This window comes from Parageobacillus sp. VR-IP (assembly GCF_013357975.1).
In the GTDB taxonomy this organism is placed as follows: Bacteria; Bacillota; Bacilli; order Bacillales; family Anoxybacillaceae; genus Saccharococcus; species Saccharococcus caldoxylosilyticus.
This window is the reverse complement of record NZ_JABVYQ010000004.1, coordinates 276,670-297,667: the sequence shown is the minus strand read 5'-3', so window position 1 is coordinate 297,667 and position 20,998 is coordinate 276,670. Positions and strand designations below refer to the sequence as shown.

Below are 20,998 nucleotides of genomic sequence, written 5' to 3'. Positions count from 1 at the left end.
CGCCATCATCCTTCAACACAATCTATGATCCATCCCCTTGTTTTATGATAAAAAAATCATCCTGCCGGCATCCCAATGCTGCTTGGCAGGATGAGCGTTCTAGGCCAGCGCCAGCATGCGGTCAAGCGCCTGCTTTGCATCTTTGGCAATCGCTTCGGGAACAGTAATTTGATTGACGACGATTCCTTTTTCGAGCGCTTCAAGCGCCCATAATAAATGCGGCAAGTCGATGCGGTTCATCGTGAGACATGGGCACATATACGGATTTAGCGAGATGATTTCTTTATCTGGATGTTCGTGCATTAGGCGGTTCACCAAATTCATTTCCGTGCCGATCGCCCATTTGCTGCCGGAAGGGGCATTGCGGATCGTTTCAATGATATATTTCGTCGAACCGGCATCATCAGCCTTTTGCACAACGTCCCAGCTGCACTCCGGGTGCACAATGATACGCATATCCGGCTTTGTTTTGCGAATATGCTCAATATGGCGGACAGTAAAGTTTTCATGGACGGAACAATGTCCTTTCCAAAGAATCACTTTTGCTTTCTTTATATCGCCGTTGTACTCCAAATGATCGGCATGCGGATCCCATACCGCCATCTCGTCTAACGAAATTCCAAGCTCATAGGCTGTATTTCTGCCTAAATGCTGATCCGGCAAAAAGAAAATTCGCTCTTTTTGTGTAAACGCCCATTCGACCATCTTTTTCGCGTTCGAGGAAGTAACGACCGCCCCGCCATAGCGTCCAACGAACGCTTTAATCGCCGCCGTCGAATTCACATACGTCAACGGCAAAATCTCGTCGCTAAACAGCTTCTGTAAAATCGGCCACGCCCGTTCCACCTGTGAAATTTCCGCCATATCGGCCATCGAGCACCCAGCCCGCATATCTGGCAAAATGACTTTTTGATGGTCACCCGTTAAAATGTCTGCTGTTTCCGTCATAAAATGTACTCCACAAAACACAATGTACTCTGCTTCACTGTTTTGCGCCGCCACTTGCGCAAGCCCAAGCGAGTCACCTGTCGCATCAGCAAATTGTATTACTTCGTCTTTTTGATAATGGTGTCCTGGGATAAACAATCTTTTTCCAAATCGTTCTTTGATGGCGCGCACGCGCGCTTCCATCTCTTCCATGCTCATTGTTTTATAGCTTTCCGGCATATCATCAAGCCGTTTCATTTGTTCTAAAATGCTCATGCGTTCTTCCCCCGTTTCCGTTATTGTAAATTGAAGCTGATATCTAGAGCGGCAGCTGAATGCGTCAGCATGCCGAGCGAAATATAATCAACCCCTGTTGCCCCGTATTCCGCAAGATTTTCAAGCGTAATTCCGCCCGATGCTTCCGTTACGATCGACTTTGGTACGAGTGAAACAAACTCGCGCACTTCGTCGGGAGTGCGATTGTCAAACATAATCACATCTGCGCCCGCTTGAACTGCTTCTAATACTTGCTCTTTCGTCTCTGTTTCCACTTCAACTTTGACCATATGCCCCAGCTTCTTGCGCACCGCCTGCACCGCTTTTGTAATCGAACCGCAAAACGCAATGTGGTTATCTTTAATCATGACACCGTCATATAAACCAAAACGATGATTATAACCTCCTCCACATACAACGGCGTACTTTTCCAGCATCCGCAGTCCTGGCGTCGTTTTGCGTGTATCGCAAATGCGTGTATGGCTGCTGTTTAAAATCGTAACCGCCTGATGTGTTAAAGTGGCGATGCCGCTCATGCGCTGGAGGAGGTTTAAAATCACGCGCTCGCCGGTCAGCAGCGGTGCGACCGGTCCGGACGCAATGGCAATCACTTCCCCTTTTTTTACTTGTTCGCCATCACGTTTATAAAGCGTTACATTGATATGTGAATGCAAAAGATGGTAGCCTGTCGTAATAATATCCATACCTGCCAACACTCCATCTTCTTTGGCAGTAAATGTTCCTGTTGCCCATTCATTGTCTAGAAAAATCGTTTCACTCGTAATATCGCGTTCACCAATATCTTCAATGAAAAATTGCTGCAACAGCTGTTGTAATTTGAGTTGGTTCATCGTCTTTCCCCCCGTTCTTCCGGTATGGATACTTTTGCTACGCTATTACATTTAGCTCGCTCTTTGTCCGCCAAATCCGCCGCTGCTTCCATTGCTTCCGCTCAAATGGATAGTCGGAACGGTAATGCCCTCCCCTGCTTTCCGTACGCTGCAGAGCAGACGTCGTGATTAGCCAGCCCGTTAGCAACATATGCATAATTGCAATTTCATTAATGGAAAAATGATCAAGAGAGCTGTTCGCAAAATATGACAATGGAAATTGTTCGAACCATTTTTTTGCATATTGCAATCCTTGTTCATCACGAACGATGCCAACATATGTTGACATGATCGTTTGAATGGTTGATATTTCTGGCAAGTCGTTCACGACCTTTTTGTTGCTGTGTATATCATTTGTTTTTTTACGCAATTGTACCGGCGACACTGTTTCTCTTCGGATAGCCTCCGCAGCACGCGCTCCGAACACAATCCCCTCTAACAGAGAATTGCTAGCTAACCGATTTGCTCCGTGAACACCCGTACAAGCTACCTCACCGACGGCATATAACCCTTGAATCGACGTCTGCCCGTGATCATTCACATGGACGCCTCCCATTAAGAAGTGGGCACCTGGAACGATTGGAATCTTTCCTTTATCAATGTCTATCCCGTATGCTTGGCATAGTTTCGCAATCGTTGGGAATCGTTCACGAAAACGGGCAATCATCGAAACATCTAAATAAACGCGGTGACCGTGCTGGATTTCAGCATAAATCGCGCGTGCGACAATGTCGCGCGGCGCTAAATCCTGTAATGGATGAACAGACTTCATCACCTTGCGCCCGTCTTCCGTCACTAACACTGCTCCTTCGCCGCGCACTGCTTCCGAAATTAAGCTGACCGCTTTGCCATCAGCCAATAACATTGTTGGATGAAACTGAATAAACTCCATATCCGCCATTTTCGCGCCCGCGCGGTACGCCAACGCAATTCCATCACCCGTCGCCGCCTGGGAATTAGAAGAAAAAGCATAGATGCCTGCACAGCCGCCCGCAGCAAGTACGACAGTGTTCGCGTAATGGAACGCGATTTGCCCTGAACGGTTTTTCGTTTTTATCCCGACACACTGCCCATGTTTAACAAGCAGTTCCATTACATATTCGTTCTCAACCATTCGCACACGTCCCGCTAGCTTTTCAAGCAAAAACGCAACAATTGTCCTCCCTGTTTGATCACCTCCCGCATGCAAAATGCGCCGCTTGCCATGCCCCCCTTCGCGCCCGAAGTGAAGGCTTCCATCTTTCTTGGTATCAAACCGCAGTCCCTCCCTCATCCATTCAGAAATTCGCTTTGGTCCTTCGCGGACAAGCAGTTCCACCATTTTTTCATCGTTATGGTAGCAGCCGGCCGCAATCGTATCATGAAAATGGCATTGCCAATGATCTTCTACAGAAATGGCCGCAGCCACCCCACCTTGCGCCAGCCACGAGTTGCTCTCCTCCTTTCTCCTTTTTGTGAAAATCGTCACATTTTTATGCTCATGCAAATAATAGGCGGTAGTTAAGGCGGCGATACCGCTGCCGACAATAATAACCTCATTTTCCATCCCGAAAAGCGCCTCCTGATTTTATATGTCTTGACACATATATTGACACATATTTAAACTAATGACAAGAGTTTTGTTTACCATTTTGAAAATAAAGGACGGATGGCAATGATTTATTTAGACTATGCGGCGACGACGCCGATGAGCGAAGAAGCTCTGCAAACCTATGTAGAAGCTGCATCCGCTTATTTTGGAAACGCAAGCAGCCTGCATGATATTGGCAGCGCAGCCGAACGGCTTTTAACGCTATGCAGAAGGGAACTGTCCTATCTCATCAATGGGGAGGAACGGGGAGTTTACTTTACAAGCGGAGGTACGGAAGCAAACATTCTGGCTGTCCGCTCGCTTGTTAACGCACACCGTCACCGTGGCAACCATCTCATCACAACGGAAATCGAACATGCTTCCCTTTACCATCTTTTTAAGCAGCTAGAAATGGAAGGATTTTCAGTCACTTATTTGCCGGTGGACCATTTTGGCCAAATTCGCCTTCACGATTTACAGCGGGCGATTACGCCAAAAACGATTCTCGCTTCGATTCAACATGCCAATTCGGAAATCGGAACCATACAGCCAATTGCCGAAATTGGACAGCTGCTGCGGCGTCATGGGGTAATCTTTCATAGCGATTGTGTCCAAACTTTTGGTAAAATACGAATAGATGTAAAAAAGATGTGTATCGACAGCCTTTCCATTTCTGCTCATAAAATTTATGGGCCAAAAGGGGTCGGGGCAGTATATATTGACCCGCGCATCAATTGGCAGCCATGTTTTCCTAACGCCACCCATGAATATGGTTTTCGTCCAGGGACAGTCAATGTGCCTGGAATCGCTTCTTTTATTACAGCGGCACAGCACATTTGTGAAAATATAGAGGCCGAACAAACGCGTTTCGAGCAGCTGCGCCGCCACTTTTTGGCAATGATTCGCGAAAAGCAATTGCCAATTACGGTAGAGGGCCATCCTCACATGCGGCTGCCACACATTATCGGTCTTTCCGTTCACGGAATCGAAGGGCAATATGTCATGCTTGAATGCAATCGCGATAACATCGCCATTTCAACTGGAAGTGCGTGTCAAATTGGAAAACAAGCTCCATCGCGGACGATGCTGGCAGCTGGAAAATCAGCAGAGGAAGCAAAACAGTTTATACGTGTTTCATTTGGGAAATGGACGACGGAAAAGGACATTGACCAACTCGTATCTTCCCTTGAGCGAATCAGTCAGCAAAGAAAGGAGTTTGAATGAGTTGAAAGAAGAGAAAAAAATTCTTGGAGAACAGCGGCGCCAGCTCATTTTGCAATGGCTGAAAGAAAGCAAAAGGCCGATCACCGGCGCCGAACTCGCGGCAAAAACGAACGTCAGCCGCCAGGTGATCGTGCAGGATATTTCGCTCTTAAAAGCGCGCAATGAACCGATTATCGCCACAAGCCAAGGCTATTTATACCTGCCGCCAAACATTCCGGCACAAACATATACGCGCACGATTGCCTGCTTCCATACGCCCGAACAGACAAAAGAGGAATTGTATATTCTCGTCGACCATGGCGTCACCGTCAAGGATGTGAAAATTGAACACCCCGTATACGGAGACTTGACGGCCTCGATCATGGTCAGCAATCGCCTGGAGGTCGATCAATTTATTCAAAAAATTGAAGAAACAAAATCGTCGTATTTGCTGCAGCTGACAGACGGCACCCATCTTCATACGATTGAAGCGGACTCTGTCGCCAAGCTTGATGCCGCTTGTCACGCTCTCAAAAAAGCCGGGCTGCTCATTGAATCGTAGAGATTCGTCCCTTACAATAGATGGTAAGGGCTCTTTTTTTATTTTTCGAAACAACATAACAGAAAGGAAAAACTGCATGGGTTACATTGAAGAACTGTGCGCCCTTGCCGGCCATCGCCCCGCCATTTTAGCTGACGCGTTAGCAATCGTTAAAAATGAAAAATGAAGTATTGCTGCAAAAGCACAGATAACCGTATGGATATTGGGGACTTCCCGGCGGATTAATGGAGCTTGGAGAATCGGCTGAAGAAACAGCGAGGCGGGAAGTATGGGAAGAATGGGAAGAAACAGGGCTCACCATCGGAAGTTGCCGTCTCCTTGATGTTCTTTCCGACCAGGCGCGTACGTAAAAGTTCCTAATGGAGACGAATTTTACACCGTTACGATCGTGTATGAAACAAGTGAATTTTCTGGAGAAATCCACGCAAATGCCGACAATCCACGCAAATCCCGACGAATCATTAGATGTGAATCGGCTCCCAGAACAAATGATCCAAAGACATTACCGTATCATAGAAAAACATATAAAACCATCCCTGCGTTTTTAACCAGGGATGGTTCTTGTTTGGCCATCGTGATCTATCATTAGATTTATCATCAAATAATATAATACGGATAACTTCCTAGCACTTGCACCGTACATTCAAGCGCCTCTAGTTCTGCAATGGCCCCGGGGATAAGGACATCATCCATTTTTTGATCAATGTCAATGATAAAAAAATAGTTGCCAAGCCCGGTTTTTGCCGGGCGCGACTCGATTTTCGTCAAGTTTAATTTGCGCCAAGCAAACGCGGACAGCACTTGGTGAAGCGCGCCTGGCTGATCTTTTGGAAGCATGACGACAAGCGTTGTTTTATCGCCCGCATAAAGCGGCGAATCGATATCCAGCGGCTTATTTTGTTTGCGGACGACAATAAAGCGCGTATGGTTATAATCGTAGTCGTGAATGTTTTCATGCACAATCGTCAGCCCGTACTCTTGTGCCGCCAGCCGGTTGGCGATCGCCGCAACCGGAAGATGCGGGTGTTCACTGACAAATTTGGCCGCCGCGCTCGTCGATGTCATATACACCTGTTTGGCGTTTTTCAAAGTCGTATGCAAAAATTTATGGCATTGGGCGATTGCATGGGAGTGCGAATAAACTTCTTTGATCTCCCTCCAATGATGGGCGTGGTACGGATGCACCATTAAATGCTGCTGAATCGGGGCGATAATTTCCCCGACGATCGGCAGCAATTGTTCATGAATCAAATAGTCCAACGTTAAATTCACGGATCCTTCTAGCGCATTTTCCAGCGGCACGACGCCGGCATCGATCTCTTCCTTGCTGACGGCATCGATGCATTCCGGAATCGTATCGTATGGAATTTTTTCGCTATCCGGAAATATCGTCGTTACCGCTAAGTCCGTAAATGTCGCTTTTGGTCCTAAATAGCCTATTTTCATGCCTTGCCTCTCCCTTGCGTTAATACACTCCTGAACCGACAATCTCTACCTTTTCGACAAACTCCAGACGCCGCAATTTTGAAAGCAGCTCATTGATATCTTCTTTCATGTCATTGGTGCTAATGGATAGTGTAACATTGGCGCGGCCTTGAAGTGGAATCGTCTGATGAATCGTCAGCACGTTGCAGCCGGCGGCGGCAACAACACCGAGCAGTTGGGAAAGTGTGCCGGAACGGTCTTCTAAATGGAAAAATAACGTAACAATGTTTTCTTTGATTACGGTCTGGAACGGAAATACCGCATCACGGTATTTATAAAATACACTCCTGCTGATATCGACAAGCTGCGCCGCCTCGGCAACCGAATCGACTTTTTTGCGTTCTAGCAATTCTTTGGCCAGCAGCACCTTTTTCATCGCTTCCGGCAATACATCCTCGCGAACTAAATAAAATTTTTTATCCAATGAAGCCTCCCCTGCCCCTTTCAACATTAATCGACAAATTCAAATTCATAATCCAACAGCCTTACAATATCGCCATCTTTCGCACCACGTTCGCGCAACGCGTCATCCACTCCCATCGCCCGCAGCTGCCGCGCAAAGCGGCGGACGGATTCTTCCCTTGAAAAGTCGGTCATTTTAAATAGTTTTTCTACTTTTTCCCCAGATAAAATAAACGCACCATCGCTGCCTCTTGCAATCGTAAATGGCGGCTCCTCTTTTTCATACTTGTAGACGACGCGCTGCACCGCTGGCTCTTCCACTTCGTGAAGCGGGAATTCCGGCGTTGTTTCCAAAAGGTCGGCGATGGCAAATAGCAGTTCGCGCACCCCTTGTCTAGTCACTGCAGAAATTGGAAAAATCGGTACGTTATCCCCGATTTTTTCTTTAAACTTTTGCAAGTTTTCTTCGGCATTCGGCATGTCCATTTTATTAGCGGCAATAATTTGCGGGCGTTCCGTTAGGCGCAAATTGTATTGTTTTAACTCCTCATTGATCACTAAATAATCTTCATACGGATCCCGCCCTTCCGTCGCCGCCATATCAATGACATGGACGATGATGCGCGTCCGTTCTATATGGCGCAAAAACTGATGGCCTAACCCGACGCCTTGATGGGCTCCTTCAATCAGCCCAGGAAGATCGGCCATAACAAAGCTTCTGCCGTCATCCGTTTCGACCACACCTAAATTAGGAACAAGCGTAGTAAAATGATATTCGGCAATTTTTGGCTTCGCCGCGGAAACGACAGAAAGAAGCGTCGATTTTCCGACACTTGGAAAGCCGACTAAACCGACATCGGCAAGCAGCTTCAATTCAAGAATGACGTTGCGTTCTTCTCCCGGCTCCCCATTTTCGGCAATTTCCGGCGCTGGGTTTGCCGGCGTGGCAAAACGTGTATTTCCTCGTCCGCCGCGTCCGCCTTTTGCGACGACAAACCGTTGACCGTTTTCTGTTAAATCGGCTAGCACTTGATTCGTATCGGCATCGATGACAACCGTCCCAGGCGGCACTTTAACGATCAAATCTTCACCGTTTTTTCCGTGCTGATTTTTCGACATGCCATTTTCCCCCCGCGCCGCCTTAAAATGGCGTTGATAGCGGAAATCCATCAGCGTCCTTAATCCTTCGTCGACAACGAAAACAACATCTCCGCCTTTTCCGCCATCACCGCCGGCAGGACCGCCTTTTGGCACGTATTTTTCGCGGCGGAATGCAACCATTCCGTTGCCGCCGTCACCGCCTTTTACGTAAATTTTCACTTGGTCGACAAACATCTTCGTTCCTCCGATCTGTTGTTGAAATGCTATCACTGTTTATTATTGTATACAAAAGCAAAGGAAAGGCTGTCAATAGTATGTTGCTTCATGAAAAAAGCAGCAAAGGCGAAACGAAAAGGGACATTGATATAACAAAAAGTGCCGGGCAACGGCCAGGCTGCTGCACGCGAAAAATAAACGGCTTTCCCCACTCCGCGTCCGTACTCAGCTAAATACAATTTTGATCAGTATGGTCATTTCGTTCGTATGTACGTCAAAAGTGTCAAGATAAATGGATGGCGGCAACTGGCAGTTATGAAGCCAGCGCTTAACCTCATTTTCATCTTGTATTGTCCCGCTGTAATCAAAAAATATGTTTGTCCCTTGCGGCATCACTTCAATGGAAATGCTCATATGATTTTCCTGACGTCCATCCGCCTGCTTCTCCATAAACGCTAAAAAGCTGCTGCTCCATTGCGTCAAATCTTCATCATAAAGCGATAAGTCACGTTCCTCGCCAAGCACTTCATACTCCAAGGAAATAAGCCGCGGCTGCCAGTTATAAGTCATAAGGAGCTCGGCAAATTGCACCGCCTTTAAATTGGTCAGCTTTGTTTCGTGCTGCATCTCACGGATAATGTCATTGATAATTTCGTAAACCCGCTCTATTTTATTTAGCGCCAGATTTCCTTTAATAAGCTGAATTTTATTTAGCCAGTCGTGGCGGGAATGGCGCAGTACATCGACAATTCTCCATTGTTTCTCCATCCATAGCGCTCCTATTCCTAATTTACACGACTTTATCTATCATTCATTTATCTTTACTATAGCATTTTTTTACAAAAAACGTGAATGGTTTTTCATCATTTTTGGAAAAACAAAAAACTCTAACCATATGGTTAGAGTTTCTTCACATTTGCTTATGCTTCTTTGCTGACAGGATAGACGCTTACTTTTTTGCGGTCGCGGCCAAGACGTTCAAAACGAACGATGCCGTCGATTTTTGCGTACAGCGTATCGTCACCGCCGCGTCCAACGTTCAATCCTGGATGAACTTTCGTGCCGCGTTGACGGTAAAGAATCGAACCGCCAGTAACGAATTGGCCGTCAGCGCGTTTTGCCCCAAGGCGTTTCGCAATGGAGTCACGGCCGTTTTTCGTCGAACCTACCCCTTTTTTCGAAGCAAAAAATTGGAGATCTAGTCTTAGCATCCTTGTCACCTCCTGCTATCGCTGAATAATGCGAATATATTCTCCGTAATCACGCTCTATCGTCTGCAGGGAAACGAGCATCGCTTCAAGAAGAAGCTGAACTTTCTCTGCCGTCGCTGCATCTTCAATTTCCGGAAGCTCACAGCGAAGATAGCCGCCGGTTTCCCCTAGTGAAACATGCGGCCGAATCTTTGTCAGCGCTTCGATCGCGTTGACGGTGCCGAACGATACGGCCGATGCGCCGGCACAGACAATATCTTGCCCATGTTTGGCAAAATGCGCATGCCCTTTCATCGTAAACGCGCAAATTTTGCCTTCCTTCGTGCGTTCAATTTCTACTTTAATCATTGGCAGCGCCTTTATGCGTTAATTTTTTCGATGACTACTTTCGTATAAGGTTGACGGTGACCTTGTTTGCGGCGATAGTTCTTTTTCGCTTTATATTTGAACACGATAATTTTCTTTTGACGGCCATGTTTTTGTACTTTCGCTGTTACCGTTGCCCCTTCGACTGTAGGGTTACCGATTTTTACCGTTTCGCCGCCGACCAGTAACACTTTATCAAAGGTTACCGTTTCACCTTCTTGGGCATCAATTTTTTCGATGTAAATTTCTTGCCCTTCCTCTACTTTAATTTGTTTACCGCCAGTTTCAATAATTGCGTACATATCAAACTGCACCTCCTTATATAGACTCAGACTCGCCAGCGACAAGGCGGTTCTTGGCAGAACGCTTTGCAACCCGCGCTGAGCGGTTGTAGTACGGGTGCTGTAAAATATATTAGCCGCACCATTTTTGTCCGCCTCCATGACGGCGGCACAAAAATTCTACAACGTAAAGTATAGTATCATACTAAAATGAAAAATGTCAACATCGTTTTCTTACGCATAAATGAGCTGGCCTAGCGAGGCATCGGTTTGTTTTTCGGCAAAAAAGGCGTGCAAAAGTTCATTTTCATCCAGCGTCACCCGTTCACGATTCGCTCTCGTGACAATGACGGAATGTTTTTGTCCACGGTAAAATTTTTGCAAGACATTGGAAATCCGCTCCTCTTCCGAAGCGGCAATCGTCCGCAATTTTGTATAATCGCTCCGTTTCCCGTAATAGCGCTCGAGCAAAAAACGCATGACGATATACCGATGATGCTTCCATTCCTGTTGCAACGATATCATTAAAAACGCGGCAACGATCCATAAATCAAGCTGTTTCGGCTCGATCAGCAAAATGCCGATGACGAAAAAAACAAGCGCCGCAGCGGAAAACAAAACCGTCTTTTGATGTGCTTCGCTAAACGGAAAATAATAAGTGAAAAGAAGAAACGCCAGCCTGCCGCCATCCAGCGGCCAAATAGGCAATAAATTAATAAGAAGAATGGCGGTATTGTAACGGGTAAACATCTCTAATCCTTCGCTTGTGATAAAGCCAATCTTCCATAAAAAAAACGCAACAGCCATCAGCCAAAGATGCTGTACCGGACCGGCGAGTGTTACAATCAGATCTTCACGGAACGGTCGGTTCCCGTATTCCTCGACTTCCGCCATGCCACCAAACGGCAAAAGCAAAATTTGCCTGATCCTCCAAGAAAAAAAAGCGGCGGCAACAGCGTGTCCCAGCTCATGGATAAACACGATCATAAATAATAGAAATAATTGCTGGAAGTGGGCGGTGATGACAGCAATGCCGCAAAACATCCATAATAGCGGATGCACATGAATTTTTGTCAATAACGCGATATACTTATTCAAAGGAAATCACCTGAATCGGATCAATGAAATGGTCTCCTTGTTTTATCGCAAAATAAAACACCCCTTTTGTTTGATCGTCAGCGCTCGCCATTGCTGTCCCAACTTGTTTGCCCGTTTCAACAAAATCATACAATTTGACAGAAATCGCGCCTAAATGGCCATACCACGATTCACTTCCATCCGCGTGTTGAATGATCACCGTTTTCCCCAGCTTCTCTTTCGTGCCGGCAAATGTCACGATCCCTTCATTCATCGCTTCGACTTTCGCATTGCTTGTCGTTTCAATCATCACGCCTTGGCCGTTTTTCTGAAAGCTTTCCAACACACGGCCCGAAGCAGGAACAGCGTACTGATTTTCGGTTGTTTTTGTTTCGCTTTCCGGTTTTTGCGAAATAAAGGCGAGCGGCTCGCCAAACTGTTTTTCATACCATTTGGAAACAGCCGCAAATTGAAATTCTTGCTCCATCGTGTTTTTGACAAACTGACGGGCAGGCTCTAACGAATCAGCTGGATTTTTAAATAAAATGGCTGTCACTAAAACAAGGCAAGCAGAAAGAAGCATTTTAAAAATGAACACCTCTTTGTGAAAAAGAGGATGCGGTTCTTCTAATGAATAGCGGTCGTACGTCACGACTGGCTGGCCGTACCGCTCTTCGTCGGTCAAGTCCCATACTGCCTGCCGGGGTGCCTCGTAGTGATGCGGCCGTGCTTTTCTCCGCTTTTCAATGCGCTTGCGAATTTCGCGGACACGTCGATTCATTATTCTCACCATCCTTCCAATATTGTTTGTACTAGTTTATTAGACAACCTTGTTAGATATGATTTCGATAAAAAAATCCCTGCTTGTTCATTTGCAGGGATTCATTGCGGCGATTAATGCACGCCAAATAGTTTTTTAATTTTCGAGAACAATCCTTTTCGGTCCTCCTCTAACGGCAGCAGTGGAACGGATTCGCCGAGAATTCTTCTGGCGATGTTTCGGTAGGCGATCGATGCTTTGCTATTTGGATCTAAAACGATCGGTTCCCCTTTATTAGAAGCTTTGATGACGTTTTCATCATCGGCAATAATTCCTAATAAATCAATCGACAAGTGCATAACAATTTCGTCCACATCGAGCATATCGCCGTTTTTGACCATATGGCCGCGAATGCGGTTAATGATCAGGCGAGGCGGCTTCATATGTTCTTCGCTTTCTAGCAGACCGATGATTCGGTCGGCATCGCGCACCGCAGATACCTCCGGAGTCGTTACGACAATCGCTTCATCCGCTCCTGCCACTGCGTTGCGGTAGCCTTGTTCAATACCTGCCGGGCAATCAATTAGCACATAATCGTAATCTTGTTTTAATTCGTCCACCAACTGTTTCATCTGCTCTGGGGTAACGGCGGACTTGTCGCTCGTCTGCGCAGCCGGCAATAAATAAAGATGATTGTCAAACCGCTTATCCTTTACTAGCGCTTTTTGCACGGTGCAACGCCCTTCGACAACGTCTACCAAGTCATAAATAATGCGGTTCTCGAGCCCCATGACGACGTCAAGATTGCGCAGCCCGATATCCGTATCAACAAGGCAAACCCGCTTCCCAAGTATAGCAAGCGCCGTGCCAACGTTGGCAGTTGTCGTCGTTTTTCCGACGCCGCCTTTTCCGGATGTAATGACGATAGCTTCTCCCACTGTCACATTCTCCTTTCTAACCGCGTCAAATTCGGCCGCAAATGCATAAGCAGCTGCAAGCGATCAACAACAATTTGGTTATGTTCATCGATATAGGCGCACTCCATTTCGTTCCCTTCATCCGTTTTATAATCGGGAGCCCGATTCATTACATCACTAATTCGCAGCTGTGTTGGCTTCATCACTGATGCAGCAATAACCGCTTCTTTATTCCCATAATACCCAGCATGAGCGATGCCGCGCAATGCTCCAAGTATAAAAATATTCCCGCCGGCAATCACCGTTCCCCCCGGATTGACATCGCCGATCAATAAAAGGTCTCCCTGCACATGCAGCACTTGACCGGAACGAACAATTTTAGAAACAGATACAATCTCTGTTTTTCGCTTCCACTCGAGCGCCTCTTCCTTTGTCAAGACATTGCTTTCGATAGAGGAGACGACAAAATTTTTTGTACGGCGGATTAACGTGCGCAATTCTTCCTCCTGCTCCGGTGTCAAATAACGGTTTCCGACTTTGAGATGAACGGAAACGAGCGGACTGTCCGGTTCTATTTTTTCGCTAACCGTTAACTTTTCTTCCAGCTCTCTCAACAAATCGTCATAGGAGCAATTGTCATCGAGATGCAACGTTAGCCCATCTTTCGTTCCTTTAATCATTACGTATTGTTTTTTTTTCGTCACAACGTTCACCTCAACGAATAATTCTACAAAAATACTCATTTTCCTTTTTAATGTTCCTGTTCGAGGCGTTTGATTTTTACGAGCCGCTGCTTTAACGGGTAAGAAAAGACAAGCAAAAATGCGCTGTTAAGCAGCAGCGTCGGCCATAACCGGTGTGAACAAAACGTTTGCCAAGGCATATCGGTCCGCCCGATGAGCAGTTGGATGCCGTACACATAAAATTCCAGAACGGTGATAAAAAAGAGAGCAAGCAAGCAGGCGATGAACCAATGTTGGTAAAGTACCTTCATCGCCTTGGCAGCGAGATAAGCGATTAATGTAAACGCAAACGCATAAACGCCAAGCAATTCGGTATAGACGCAATCATACAAGAGACCAAAAATAAGCCCGTAAATCATTGCGCGCATTTTTCCAATATAGACCGCCGTAAACACAAGAAAAACAAGAAAAAAGCGCGGCACAAAAAAATAATCGATATATAAATCATTCTTTGGCCACAAATCGACAAAAATGCTTTCGGCTACAAAACATAAAATCGCAAGGAAAGGAAGCATCCATTTTTTCACTCTGCTTCCTCCTTTTCTTGCAGCGTTTCATCAATTTTTCTTTTGACAATAATGACGTCATCAACGTCATATAAATTGGCGGCTGGCTTTACGTAAACGACTTTCGTAAGGCCATATTGATCCGGCTCTACTTTCGTCACTTCCCCGATAGGGAGTCCTTTTGGGAAAATACCGCCTAGACCGGATGTTAGCACTTTTTGCTTTTTCTTCACTTTTGCATCAAATGGAATTTCTTTTAGCAATAACTCTCTCCGCTTTTCATCGTATCCTTCGATGAGGCCGAAGACGTTTTCTTTCCCCTGTACGTACGCAGAAATGCGGCTATTTTGATCGAGCGCGCTCAATAATTGAACGGTGGAAGTAAATTGAGAAGCATGCTGCACTTTTCCGACTAATCCTTCCGGAGTAATGACAGCCATATCCTTTTTGACACCGTGCTGCTCTCCTTTGTTCACGATGATCGTTTCCCGCCAACGTTCCGGATTTCTGCCGATCACAGTGGCTTGAATTGGGATAAAATCGCGCAGGCTCTCTGTTTTATGCAACAAGGCGCGCAGGTTTTCATTTTCTTTTTTTAATGTTTGCACTTGCGCTTCTAGCGTGACATATTCCTCGAGTCTTTCTTTCAGCAGCTTGTTTTCTTTATATGTATTTTTAATGTCGTTGATATTCTCAAAGAAGCCCGCAACGAGCTGTGCGGGCTTATGGAAAATCAATTGTACAAAACCGGTTGTATCTTTCAAAAACTGCTCCGGCCATGTAAGTTGGCGATCTTTTAAAGAAAAACCAATCAATGCCACGAGGACAATCATGCTAACAAGCAATAAAATGAGCCGTTTATTTAAAAAGAACTGTGGCATGATGTTGACACCCTCTTACTGTCAGCGATGGTCTCTCGCTTTATTTTTGAATAAATCGATATGATCAAGCGCCTTTCCTGTTCCGATTGCGACACAATCGAGCGGATTTTCGGCGACAATGACCGGCATATCGGTTTCTTTGCTGATCACTTTGTCGAGATTGCGTAGCAATGCGCCGCCGCCCGTTAGGACAATGCCGCGGTCCATAATATCCGCCGCCAACTCCGGCGGCGTTTTTTCCAACGTATTTTTGACAGAATCAACAATCGCATAAACGGTATCGCGCAGCGCTTCGGCAACTTCTTCGGCGCTGATTTCAATCGTTTTCGGAAGCCCTGTCAATAAGTCACGGCCGCGGATTTCCATTTTGCCGATTCCTTCCGGATGTCCTGCCGAGCCTATTTCAACTTTAATCGCCTCCGCCGTCCGCTCGCCAATCATTAAATTATATGTTTTACGAATGTATTGAATAATAGCTTCATCCATTTCATCGCCGGCGATGCGGATCGATTGGCTCGTGACGATGCCGCCAAGCGAAATGACGGCTACTTCCGTCGTACCACCGCCGATGTCAACAACCATGCTGCCAGTCGGCTCCCATACAGGAAGATTCGCGCCGATCGCCGCAGCAAACGGCTCTTCGATGGTATAGGCATCACGCGCTCCTGCCTGCCGCGTCGCGTCGATGACGGCGCGCTCCTCCACCGCAGTGATCCCGTATGGCACACATACCATTACGTACGGTTTTCCAGCAAAAAATCCTTTATTTTTCGTCGCCTGTTTAATGTAATATTTCATCATGGTAGCTGTCGTTTCATAGTCGGCGATCACTCCATCTTTCATCGGTCGCAGTGCAACGACATTCCCAGGCGTACGGCCGATCATGTTTTTTGCTTCATTGCCGACCGCGACAATCTGCTTCGTATCCTTTTGTATGGCGACAACCGATGGTTCTCTTACCACAATCCCTTTTCCTTTTACGTATACAAGCGTATTTGCTGTTCCTAAATCAATGCCGAGATCCTTTGTCCCAAATCCAAACATATTTGATATCTCCCTTTCTGAAACGAAATGCTTTTTATAAATCATTCACTAAATTTGTCGATTTTGCTCATCAGTGTGTTTCCCTGTTCCGTACAACACCGCCCACAGCTTTCATAAAAACTCATAATTGATATTATAACTGATTCGACAAAAAATGAGAACCGCTATACATACCCTTTTTCTTTCAAACTGACGAATTTTTGATCGCCAATAATTAGATGATCTAGGAGTTCAATACCAATGATCCGGCCGCATTCGGCAAGCCGCTTCGTTACATCAATATCTTCTCGACTTGGGGTTGGGTCGCCGGAGGGATGGTTATGCACGCAAATAATGGAGGCAGCCGAGCGCTTGATTGCTTCTTTAAACACTTCGCGCGGATGAACAATAGAGGCGTTTAAACTGCCGATAAATACCGTTTTGCGGTGAATCACTTGATTTTTTGTGTTTAAATAAATGGCGACAAAATGTTCCTGCGACAAAAAACGCATGTCTTCCATCACATATTTTGCCCCATCTTCGGGAGAACGGATCACATAGCGGTCATGGTAGCCAAGACGGTGAATGCGCCGTCCAACTCTATCGCCGCCAAAATTTGGATCGCTTTGGTCGCCCCGATTCCTTTAATGCTTGTTATTTCTTCGACCGTCGCATCTTTCAACAGCCGAAGTCCCTCAAAGCGCTGAAGCAGGCGGTGGGCAAGCTGCAATACGGATTCTTCTTTCGTTCCCGTCCTCAGCAAAATCGCAAGCAGCTCATGGTCCGCCAAACTTTCCGGTCCAGAGGAAAGAAGACGTTCGCGCGGACGAACATCCTTTGGCACATCGCGAATCATCCATGTCATTTGAATTGCCTGTCCCCCTTTTATCTTTTCCGGATCAAAGCCAATTACCAGCCAAGCTGCTTTAGTTCACGCACGGTTCGCGACAGCGGCAGCCCGACAACGGTAAAATAATCGCCTTCAATTCGTTTCACAAACAATGCAGCCCGTCCTTGAATGCCGTATGCTCCTGCTTTGTCCATCGGTTCCCCCGACTCAACGTAAGCAGCAATTTCTTCCTCGGTTAAATCCCAAAAAAACACTTTTGTTTTTTCCACAAACAATGCTTGTCCCCTCGGAGAAAGAATCGCTACACCTGTCAATACTTCATGCTCCTGTCCCGACAACATACGCAGCATTTGCGCTGCTTCTTCCTTCGTTTTCGGTTTTCCTAGTATGTTGTTTTGATAGACGACAATCGTATCTGCCCCGATGACGTACGCATTAGGATGTTGGGTAGCAATCGCTTTCGCCTTTCGGTAGGCAAGCGACTGCACCGTTTGCTCTGGTGCTTCCCCTTCATGAACATATTCTTCAATGCGGCTGGCGAGGATTTGAAATGGGATGTTCGCTAATTCAAGAAGCTGTTTCCGGCGTGGGGAACTGGACGCTAAAATTAACTGTTTCACGATCATCACCCTTTGCACTCGCTTCAGATTGGAAGATACAACTGTATCGTACCAAATTTTGCGGGCAGGCACAATTTTTCAAAGTCGAAATAACACGAAAAAAAGAAGCTGTCTAGCTTCTCAATGGAAAAATGGACATGTATGATTGCAGTGCTTCTAGCAGCTCTTGCTGTGTTTTCCGCAGCAGCTCTTCCTGCTGATTCGTTTTGTATGCAACTAAGGCAAGATAGGCATTTTTTATCGCGGAAACATATTGTTTTACATGCTTATCATTCGGAATCGATTTAGCAGCAAACTGCTTATAATGTTTTTCTAATTCCTCCCACGCATCGCCTTTTACGTCGCCTTTCCCCAACAAAACGGCAGAAATAGCCGCCATATACATATATAACGTTTCCCCTTCCTGAATGACGGAAGTGCGTTTGCTGCTATCGGCATCGTTAAACGACAATGATTTAATATATGTGCTTTGCACCCCGTCTTCATACAGCTGACTGACTTTCCGCAACGTCTCCTTGTCCTGCCCGACGCCGATCAACAAGGCGACCGGCTGCTCCCCCACCGTCACAACAGGAATGGAAGAAGACTTCAGCCGCTTGGCATAGCCAGCTGCCGCTTTGGCATTTGAAAATACTCCTGCTTGAATGACGCTGATGGTAAATGGAGAAGAAACGTCCCTATTTTCATTAACTGGTTTGATGTCCGACTGCGTCGAAGTTTCCGTTTCTATGGGAGCAGATAGCGCTGCTTCCCCCGCAGGCAGCGAATGACTTTTTTGCTTTGGAATCATATTTAATACAATGAAACCAAAGCTTGTCCCAACAATAACCGCGATGACAGTGGAGACGAGCGCTGATTTTGCGCGGGCATTCCATCTAGGTCTCTTGTTTTGCTTCTTTTTTATCGATGGGAAGGAGGCGGTTTGCTTCGAAGCTTCTATGCTGCTCACGTTTTCTTCCATCACGACTTTCAGTGGTTTTGCTTTATCGTTTTGCTGCGGGTGATCCACCGCAAATGGGCGCTCTTTTCCGTTAATTCTCACCGTAATTTCCTGTCGCTGCTTGTCCATTGTGCCACCATCCTTCTCATTTCCCTCTTTTCCGCCTATCTTATCATAAACAAAGAAAAAAAGAACAAGACATTTGTCGTCTTGTTCGCAAATCATTTCGCCAAATTTTGTGCTTATTGGTCATGAATTTGTTCCACAGACAATGCTTCGACAGGAACTTCTAGAGATGTGTCGGAATAAGTGCAAAGTTGCTTCGTTTCTCCTTTTAAGCAAATAGAATAGTTTAGCGATCCGTCTTCACCTTTGGTGATAAGCACATAAGACGGATTCGTTTCCCATGGCAGCACATTGCCGGTAAACGGATCTTGGAGCGGATGAAGCAGTCCTTCTTCGACAAGCTGGCGGTATGTCAACAACGCCGAAGAGCGCGCTGGCAAAAACTCCACTTTTTCCGCCCCGACATAAAGCCGCGCTGCCTCATAAAGCGCATAGGCATCCGATACAAACGCCCTCTCTTTTGATTTTTCGATCAGCTGCAGCACCGCAATCACCACGATGGATGATACAACTCCGAAAATAACAATGACAGCCAGCAGTTCGATCAGCGTCATTCCACGATTGCCCCTCAGCAGCATATGATCACTCCGCCATCCGTTACTGCCGCGCTGGCAGTTGCTCCCCGGGAATCACTTCGATCAGCGGGTTGTCCTTTTCACTCGGCGGGGGAACATCCAGCTGTGGCAGCATCTTTTGTAAATGTGCTAGTTTTGGATAATAAAAAGCGCTAGCGGTCAGTGAATAAGTCAGCGGGTTTACTTCTATATCGACCGATGTCAGCTCCGGATTACCGACAAATGAAAGCGATTCGACGGAAACAATTCGGCCCAAATTTTCAAGCGTCTGTAAAAAACGTTCCAGCTGATAATAGGACGGCGATTGCACCGTTAGCTGCATGGTCACTTTTTTCAGCCCGTCCGGCAAAGCGGCTGAGAAAGATTGCTTTTTCGCTGACGCTATATTGGTTTCTGTTTTTCCCACTGTTGCGTTTGTTTCTTTTCCCCCTGCCGCAGCATTTTCACCTTCAGAAACGCTGATGCTGGTAATCATGCTGTCAGATACGACCTCTGCTTTTTCCAAATCAAGAAGAAGCTGCTCGGTCAGCGGTTTCACCGGAATTTTCTTTTGCAGCGCTACAATGCTTTCCGGCATGCCGTCCCGTTGTCTGGCAGCTTCTGCTTTAATGGCCGCCAATATTTTTTTCTCGCTAATAACCGTGCTGGTTAACTGTTCGATTTGTTGAAGCCGCGGATAAAGCCAATAAAAATACAATCCTGCAAATATGACGCCAAATACGACGAACAACAGCAGCAAAATAACAACTTGTCGTTTTGAGAAACGTACGGCCATCATATATATCTTCAAACGGATCGATAAACGGCGATGCTTTATCAATTTCCATTTCCTCATACGGCTCGAGCGGAAAATGACGCATAAAAGCGGGTTTATGTTCATAGAACGCACTCACATTCACGGAAGTTTGATCAAATTGAATGAGCAAAATATGATCATCGCGTGTCATCTGGCGAGCGATATAAAAAAGCCGGTATGCACATAGAGGAGAAACATCGGCGGCAATCGGGCGCAGCTTTACCTTTTCGAATAACCCGGTATAATGAGACACCACCTCTTCCGGAGCGGCAAACAGCAAAATGACCGTTTCCTCCTTCTTCCTTTCTACCACAACATAATCAAATACCGGGTTAGGAAACGGCACCGGAATCGTCTCTCCCAACTCCATAAATAAATAGCCGCGGATTTCACATCTTCGAGATTAGCAGAAAGCGGAATGCGCCGAATCATCACGAAAGAATCCGGAACGATAAAACGGACGCGGCGCCCTTTTAATTTCCATTCGTCCACGCATTCTTCCAAAATCATTTCTAGCGTCTCGCTGTCGATCGTTTTGCCGTCTTGAATGATTCCTTTTGGAAGAGGACGCTCGCCCCATTTCTGCATCGACAACGGGTCGCCCGGCTTTGTCTCGACATAGCGGATGACATGATCTTTAATCACTAAATTAGCAGTTTTATGCTTTCGTTTCCACAGCCTAACCATGCTCATG

At 46.3% G+C, this 20,998-nt stretch carries 24 protein-coding genes, 2 pseudogenes and 1 other annotated feature; of the genes and pseudogenes, 3 read left to right on the top strand and 23 right to left on the bottom strand.

Annotation, left to right across the window (positions count from 1 at the left end; genetic code table 11):
- Nucleotides 1–99 precede the first annotated feature (99 nt).
- The 3 genes from nadA to nadB are packed head-to-tail and all read right to left on the bottom strand — an operon-like array spanning nt 100 to nt 3,639.
- On the bottom strand, nt 100–1,203 hold the full coding sequence (gene nadA / locus HT574_RS12095) for a quinolinate synthase NadA (RefSeq protein ID WP_175244793.1): 1,104 nt from the start codon (nt 1,201–1,203) through the stop codon (nt 100–102).
- A 20-nt stretch (nt 1,204–1,223) separates the two neighbouring features.
- Nucleotides 1,224–2,054 (bottom strand): carboxylating nicotinate-nucleotide diphosphorylase, encoded by an 831-nt coding sequence (gene nadC, locus HT574_RS12090; protein WP_175244792.1) that lies wholly within the window; start codon nt 2,052–2,054, stop codon nt 1,224–1,226.
- Nucleotides 2,055–2,091: 37 nt separating this feature from the next.
- The gene (gene nadB, locus HT574_RS12085) at nt 2,092–3,639 is read right to left on the bottom strand and encodes an L-aspartate oxidase (protein WP_175244791.1); all 1,548 of its coding nucleotides are present in this window, start codon (nt 3,637–3,639) and stop codon (nt 2,092–2,094) included.
- A 108-nt stretch (nt 3,640–3,747) separates the two neighbouring features.
- Here nadB and HT574_RS12080 point away from each other — a divergent pair, with 108 nt between their 5' ends.
- From HT574_RS12080 to HT574_RS20520, 3 genes are all read left to right on the top strand, one after another.
- Nucleotides 3,748–4,887: an IscS subfamily cysteine desulfurase gene (locus HT574_RS12080; protein ID WP_175244790.1), complete on the top strand. Its 1,140-nt coding sequence runs from the start codon at nt 3,748–3,750 to the stop codon at nt 4,885–4,887.
- A 1-nt stretch (nt 4,888) separates the two neighbouring features.
- Nucleotides 4,889–5,428 carry a transcription repressor NadR gene (locus tag HT574_RS12075; RefSeq protein WP_175244789.1) on the top strand — a complete coding sequence of 180 codons (540 nt, stop codon included), beginning with the start codon at nt 4,889–4,891 and terminating at the stop codon, nt 5,426–5,428.
- 224 nt (nt 5,429–5,652) lie between these two features.
- Nucleotides 5,653–5,778, top strand: a complete 126-nt coding sequence (locus tag HT574_RS20520; protein WP_375154105.1) for an NUDIX hydrolase — start codon at nt 5,653–5,655, stop codon at nt 5,776–5,778.
- Between the two features lie 247 nt (nt 5,779–6,025).
- On the opposite strand, the gene pheA is transcribed toward HT574_RS20520, so the two are convergent.
- The 20 genes and pseudogenes from pheA to pilM form a co-directional block, all read right to left on the bottom strand.
- On the bottom strand, nt 6,026–6,874 hold the full coding sequence (gene pheA, locus HT574_RS12065; protein WP_175244788.1) for a prephenate dehydratase: 849 nt from the start codon (nt 6,872–6,874) through the stop codon (nt 6,026–6,028).
- A 19-nt stretch (nt 6,875–6,893) separates the two neighbouring features.
- Nucleotides 6,894–7,337 carry an ACT domain-containing protein gene (locus tag HT574_RS12060; RefSeq protein ID WP_305798070.1) on the bottom strand — a complete coding sequence of 148 codons (444 nt, stop codon included), beginning with the start codon at nt 7,335–7,337 and terminating at the stop codon, nt 6,894–6,896.
- A gap of 26 nt (nt 7,338–7,363) precedes the next feature.
- Complete coding sequence (gene obgE, locus HT574_RS12055; protein WP_175244786.1) at nt 7,364–8,650, bottom strand: GTPase ObgE; 1,287 nt, start codon at nt 8,648–8,650, stop codon at nt 7,364–7,366.
- A gap of 207 nt (nt 8,651–8,857) precedes the next feature.
- Nucleotides 8,858–9,400 (bottom strand): sporulation initiation phosphotransferase B, encoded by a 543-nt coding sequence (locus tag HT574_RS12050; protein WP_175244785.1) that lies wholly within the window; start codon nt 9,398–9,400, stop codon nt 8,858–8,860.
- Nucleotides 9,401–9,552: 152 nt separating this feature from the next.
- Nucleotides 9,553–9,843 (bottom strand): 50S ribosomal protein L27, encoded by a 291-nt coding sequence (gene rpmA / locus HT574_RS12045; RefSeq protein ID WP_017435526.1) that lies wholly within the window; start codon nt 9,841–9,843, stop codon nt 9,553–9,555.
- A 15-nt stretch (nt 9,844–9,858) separates the two neighbouring features.
- Entirely contained in the window at nt 9,859–10,191 is a 333-nt protein-coding gene (locus HT574_RS12040; RefSeq protein ID WP_175244784.1) for a ribosomal-processing cysteine protease Prp, read from the bottom strand.
- An 11-nt stretch (nt 10,192–10,202) separates the two neighbouring features.
- On the bottom strand, nt 10,203–10,511 hold the full coding sequence (gene rplU / locus HT574_RS12035) for a 50S ribosomal protein L21 (protein WP_017435524.1): 309 nt from the start codon (nt 10,509–10,511) through the stop codon (nt 10,203–10,205).
- 18 nt (nt 10,512–10,529) lie between these two features.
- Nucleotides 10,530–10,609, bottom strand: a sequence feature (ribosomal protein L21 leader region).
- Between the two features lie 115 nt (nt 10,610–10,724).
- Nucleotides 10,725–11,588, bottom strand: a complete 864-nt coding sequence (locus tag HT574_RS12030; protein ID WP_175244783.1) for a M50 family metallopeptidase — start codon at nt 11,586–11,588, stop codon at nt 10,725–10,727.
- Nucleotides 11,581–12,348 carry a M23 family metallopeptidase gene (locus tag HT574_RS12025; RefSeq protein WP_175244782.1) on the bottom strand — a complete coding sequence of 256 codons (768 nt, stop codon included), beginning with the start codon at nt 12,346–12,348 and terminating at the stop codon, nt 11,581–11,583. The genes HT574_RS12030 and HT574_RS12025 overlap by 8 nt, the downstream gene beginning before the upstream one ends.
- Before the next feature lie 113 nt (nt 12,349–12,461).
- The gene (minD, locus tag HT574_RS12020) at nt 12,462–13,265 is read right to left on the bottom strand and encodes a septum site-determining protein MinD (RefSeq protein WP_175244781.1); all 804 of its coding nucleotides are present in this window, start codon (nt 13,263–13,265) and stop codon (nt 12,462–12,464) included.
- Nucleotides 13,266–13,267: 2 nt separating this feature from the next.
- Nucleotides 13,268–13,987 (bottom strand): septum site-determining protein MinC, encoded by a 720-nt coding sequence (gene minC, locus HT574_RS12015; protein ID WP_175244780.1) that lies wholly within the window; start codon nt 13,985–13,987, stop codon nt 13,268–13,270.
- An 8-nt stretch (nt 13,988–13,995) separates the two neighbouring features.
- A complete protein-coding gene (mreD, locus tag HT574_RS12010) occupies nt 13,996–14,514 on the bottom strand; it encodes a rod shape-determining protein MreD (protein WP_175244779.1) in 519 nt (172 codons plus the stop codon).
- Nucleotides 14,511–15,374 carry a rod shape-determining protein MreC gene (mreC, locus tag HT574_RS12005; protein ID WP_175244778.1) on the bottom strand — a complete coding sequence of 288 codons (864 nt, stop codon included), beginning with the start codon at nt 15,372–15,374 and terminating at the stop codon, nt 14,511–14,513. Before mreC ends, mreD begins: the two co-directional genes overlap by 4 nt.
- A 21-nt stretch (nt 15,375–15,395) precedes the next feature.
- On the bottom strand, nt 15,396–16,418 hold the full coding sequence (locus tag HT574_RS12000) for a rod shape-determining protein (protein ID WP_017435517.1): 1,023 nt from the start codon (nt 16,416–16,418) through the stop codon (nt 15,396–15,398).
- Nucleotides 16,419–16,582: 164 nt separating this feature from the next.
- Nucleotides 16,583–17,262, bottom strand: a pseudogene (radC, locus tag HT574_RS11995) (RadC family protein).
- 44 nt (nt 17,263–17,306) lie between these two features.
- Nucleotides 17,307–17,867, bottom strand: coding sequence for a Maf family protein (locus HT574_RS11990; RefSeq protein ID WP_175244777.1), 561 nt, complete (start codon nt 17,865–17,867; stop codon nt 17,307–17,309).
- A gap of 112 nt (nt 17,868–17,979) precedes the next feature.
- A complete protein-coding gene (locus tag HT574_RS11985; protein ID WP_175244776.1) occupies nt 17,980–18,936 on the bottom strand; it encodes a stage II sporulation protein B in 957 nt (318 codons plus the stop codon).
- 113 nt (nt 18,937–19,049) lie between these two features.
- A complete protein-coding gene (locus tag HT574_RS11980; RefSeq protein ID WP_175244775.1) occupies nt 19,050–19,511 on the bottom strand; it encodes a type II secretion system protein in 462 nt (153 codons plus the stop codon).
- Nucleotides 19,512–19,530: 19 nt separating this feature from the next.
- Entirely contained in the window at nt 19,531–20,286 is a 756-nt protein-coding gene (locus tag HT574_RS11975; protein ID WP_254698662.1) for a pilus assembly protein PilO, read from the bottom strand.
- A pseudogene (gene pilM / locus HT574_RS11970) lies at nt 20,285–20,997 on the bottom strand (type IV pilus biogenesis protein PilM); the annotation flags it as partial. The gene HT574_RS11975 and the pseudogene pilM, both read right to left, overlap by 2 nt.
- Between the last annotated feature and the right edge of the window lies 1 nt (nt 20,998).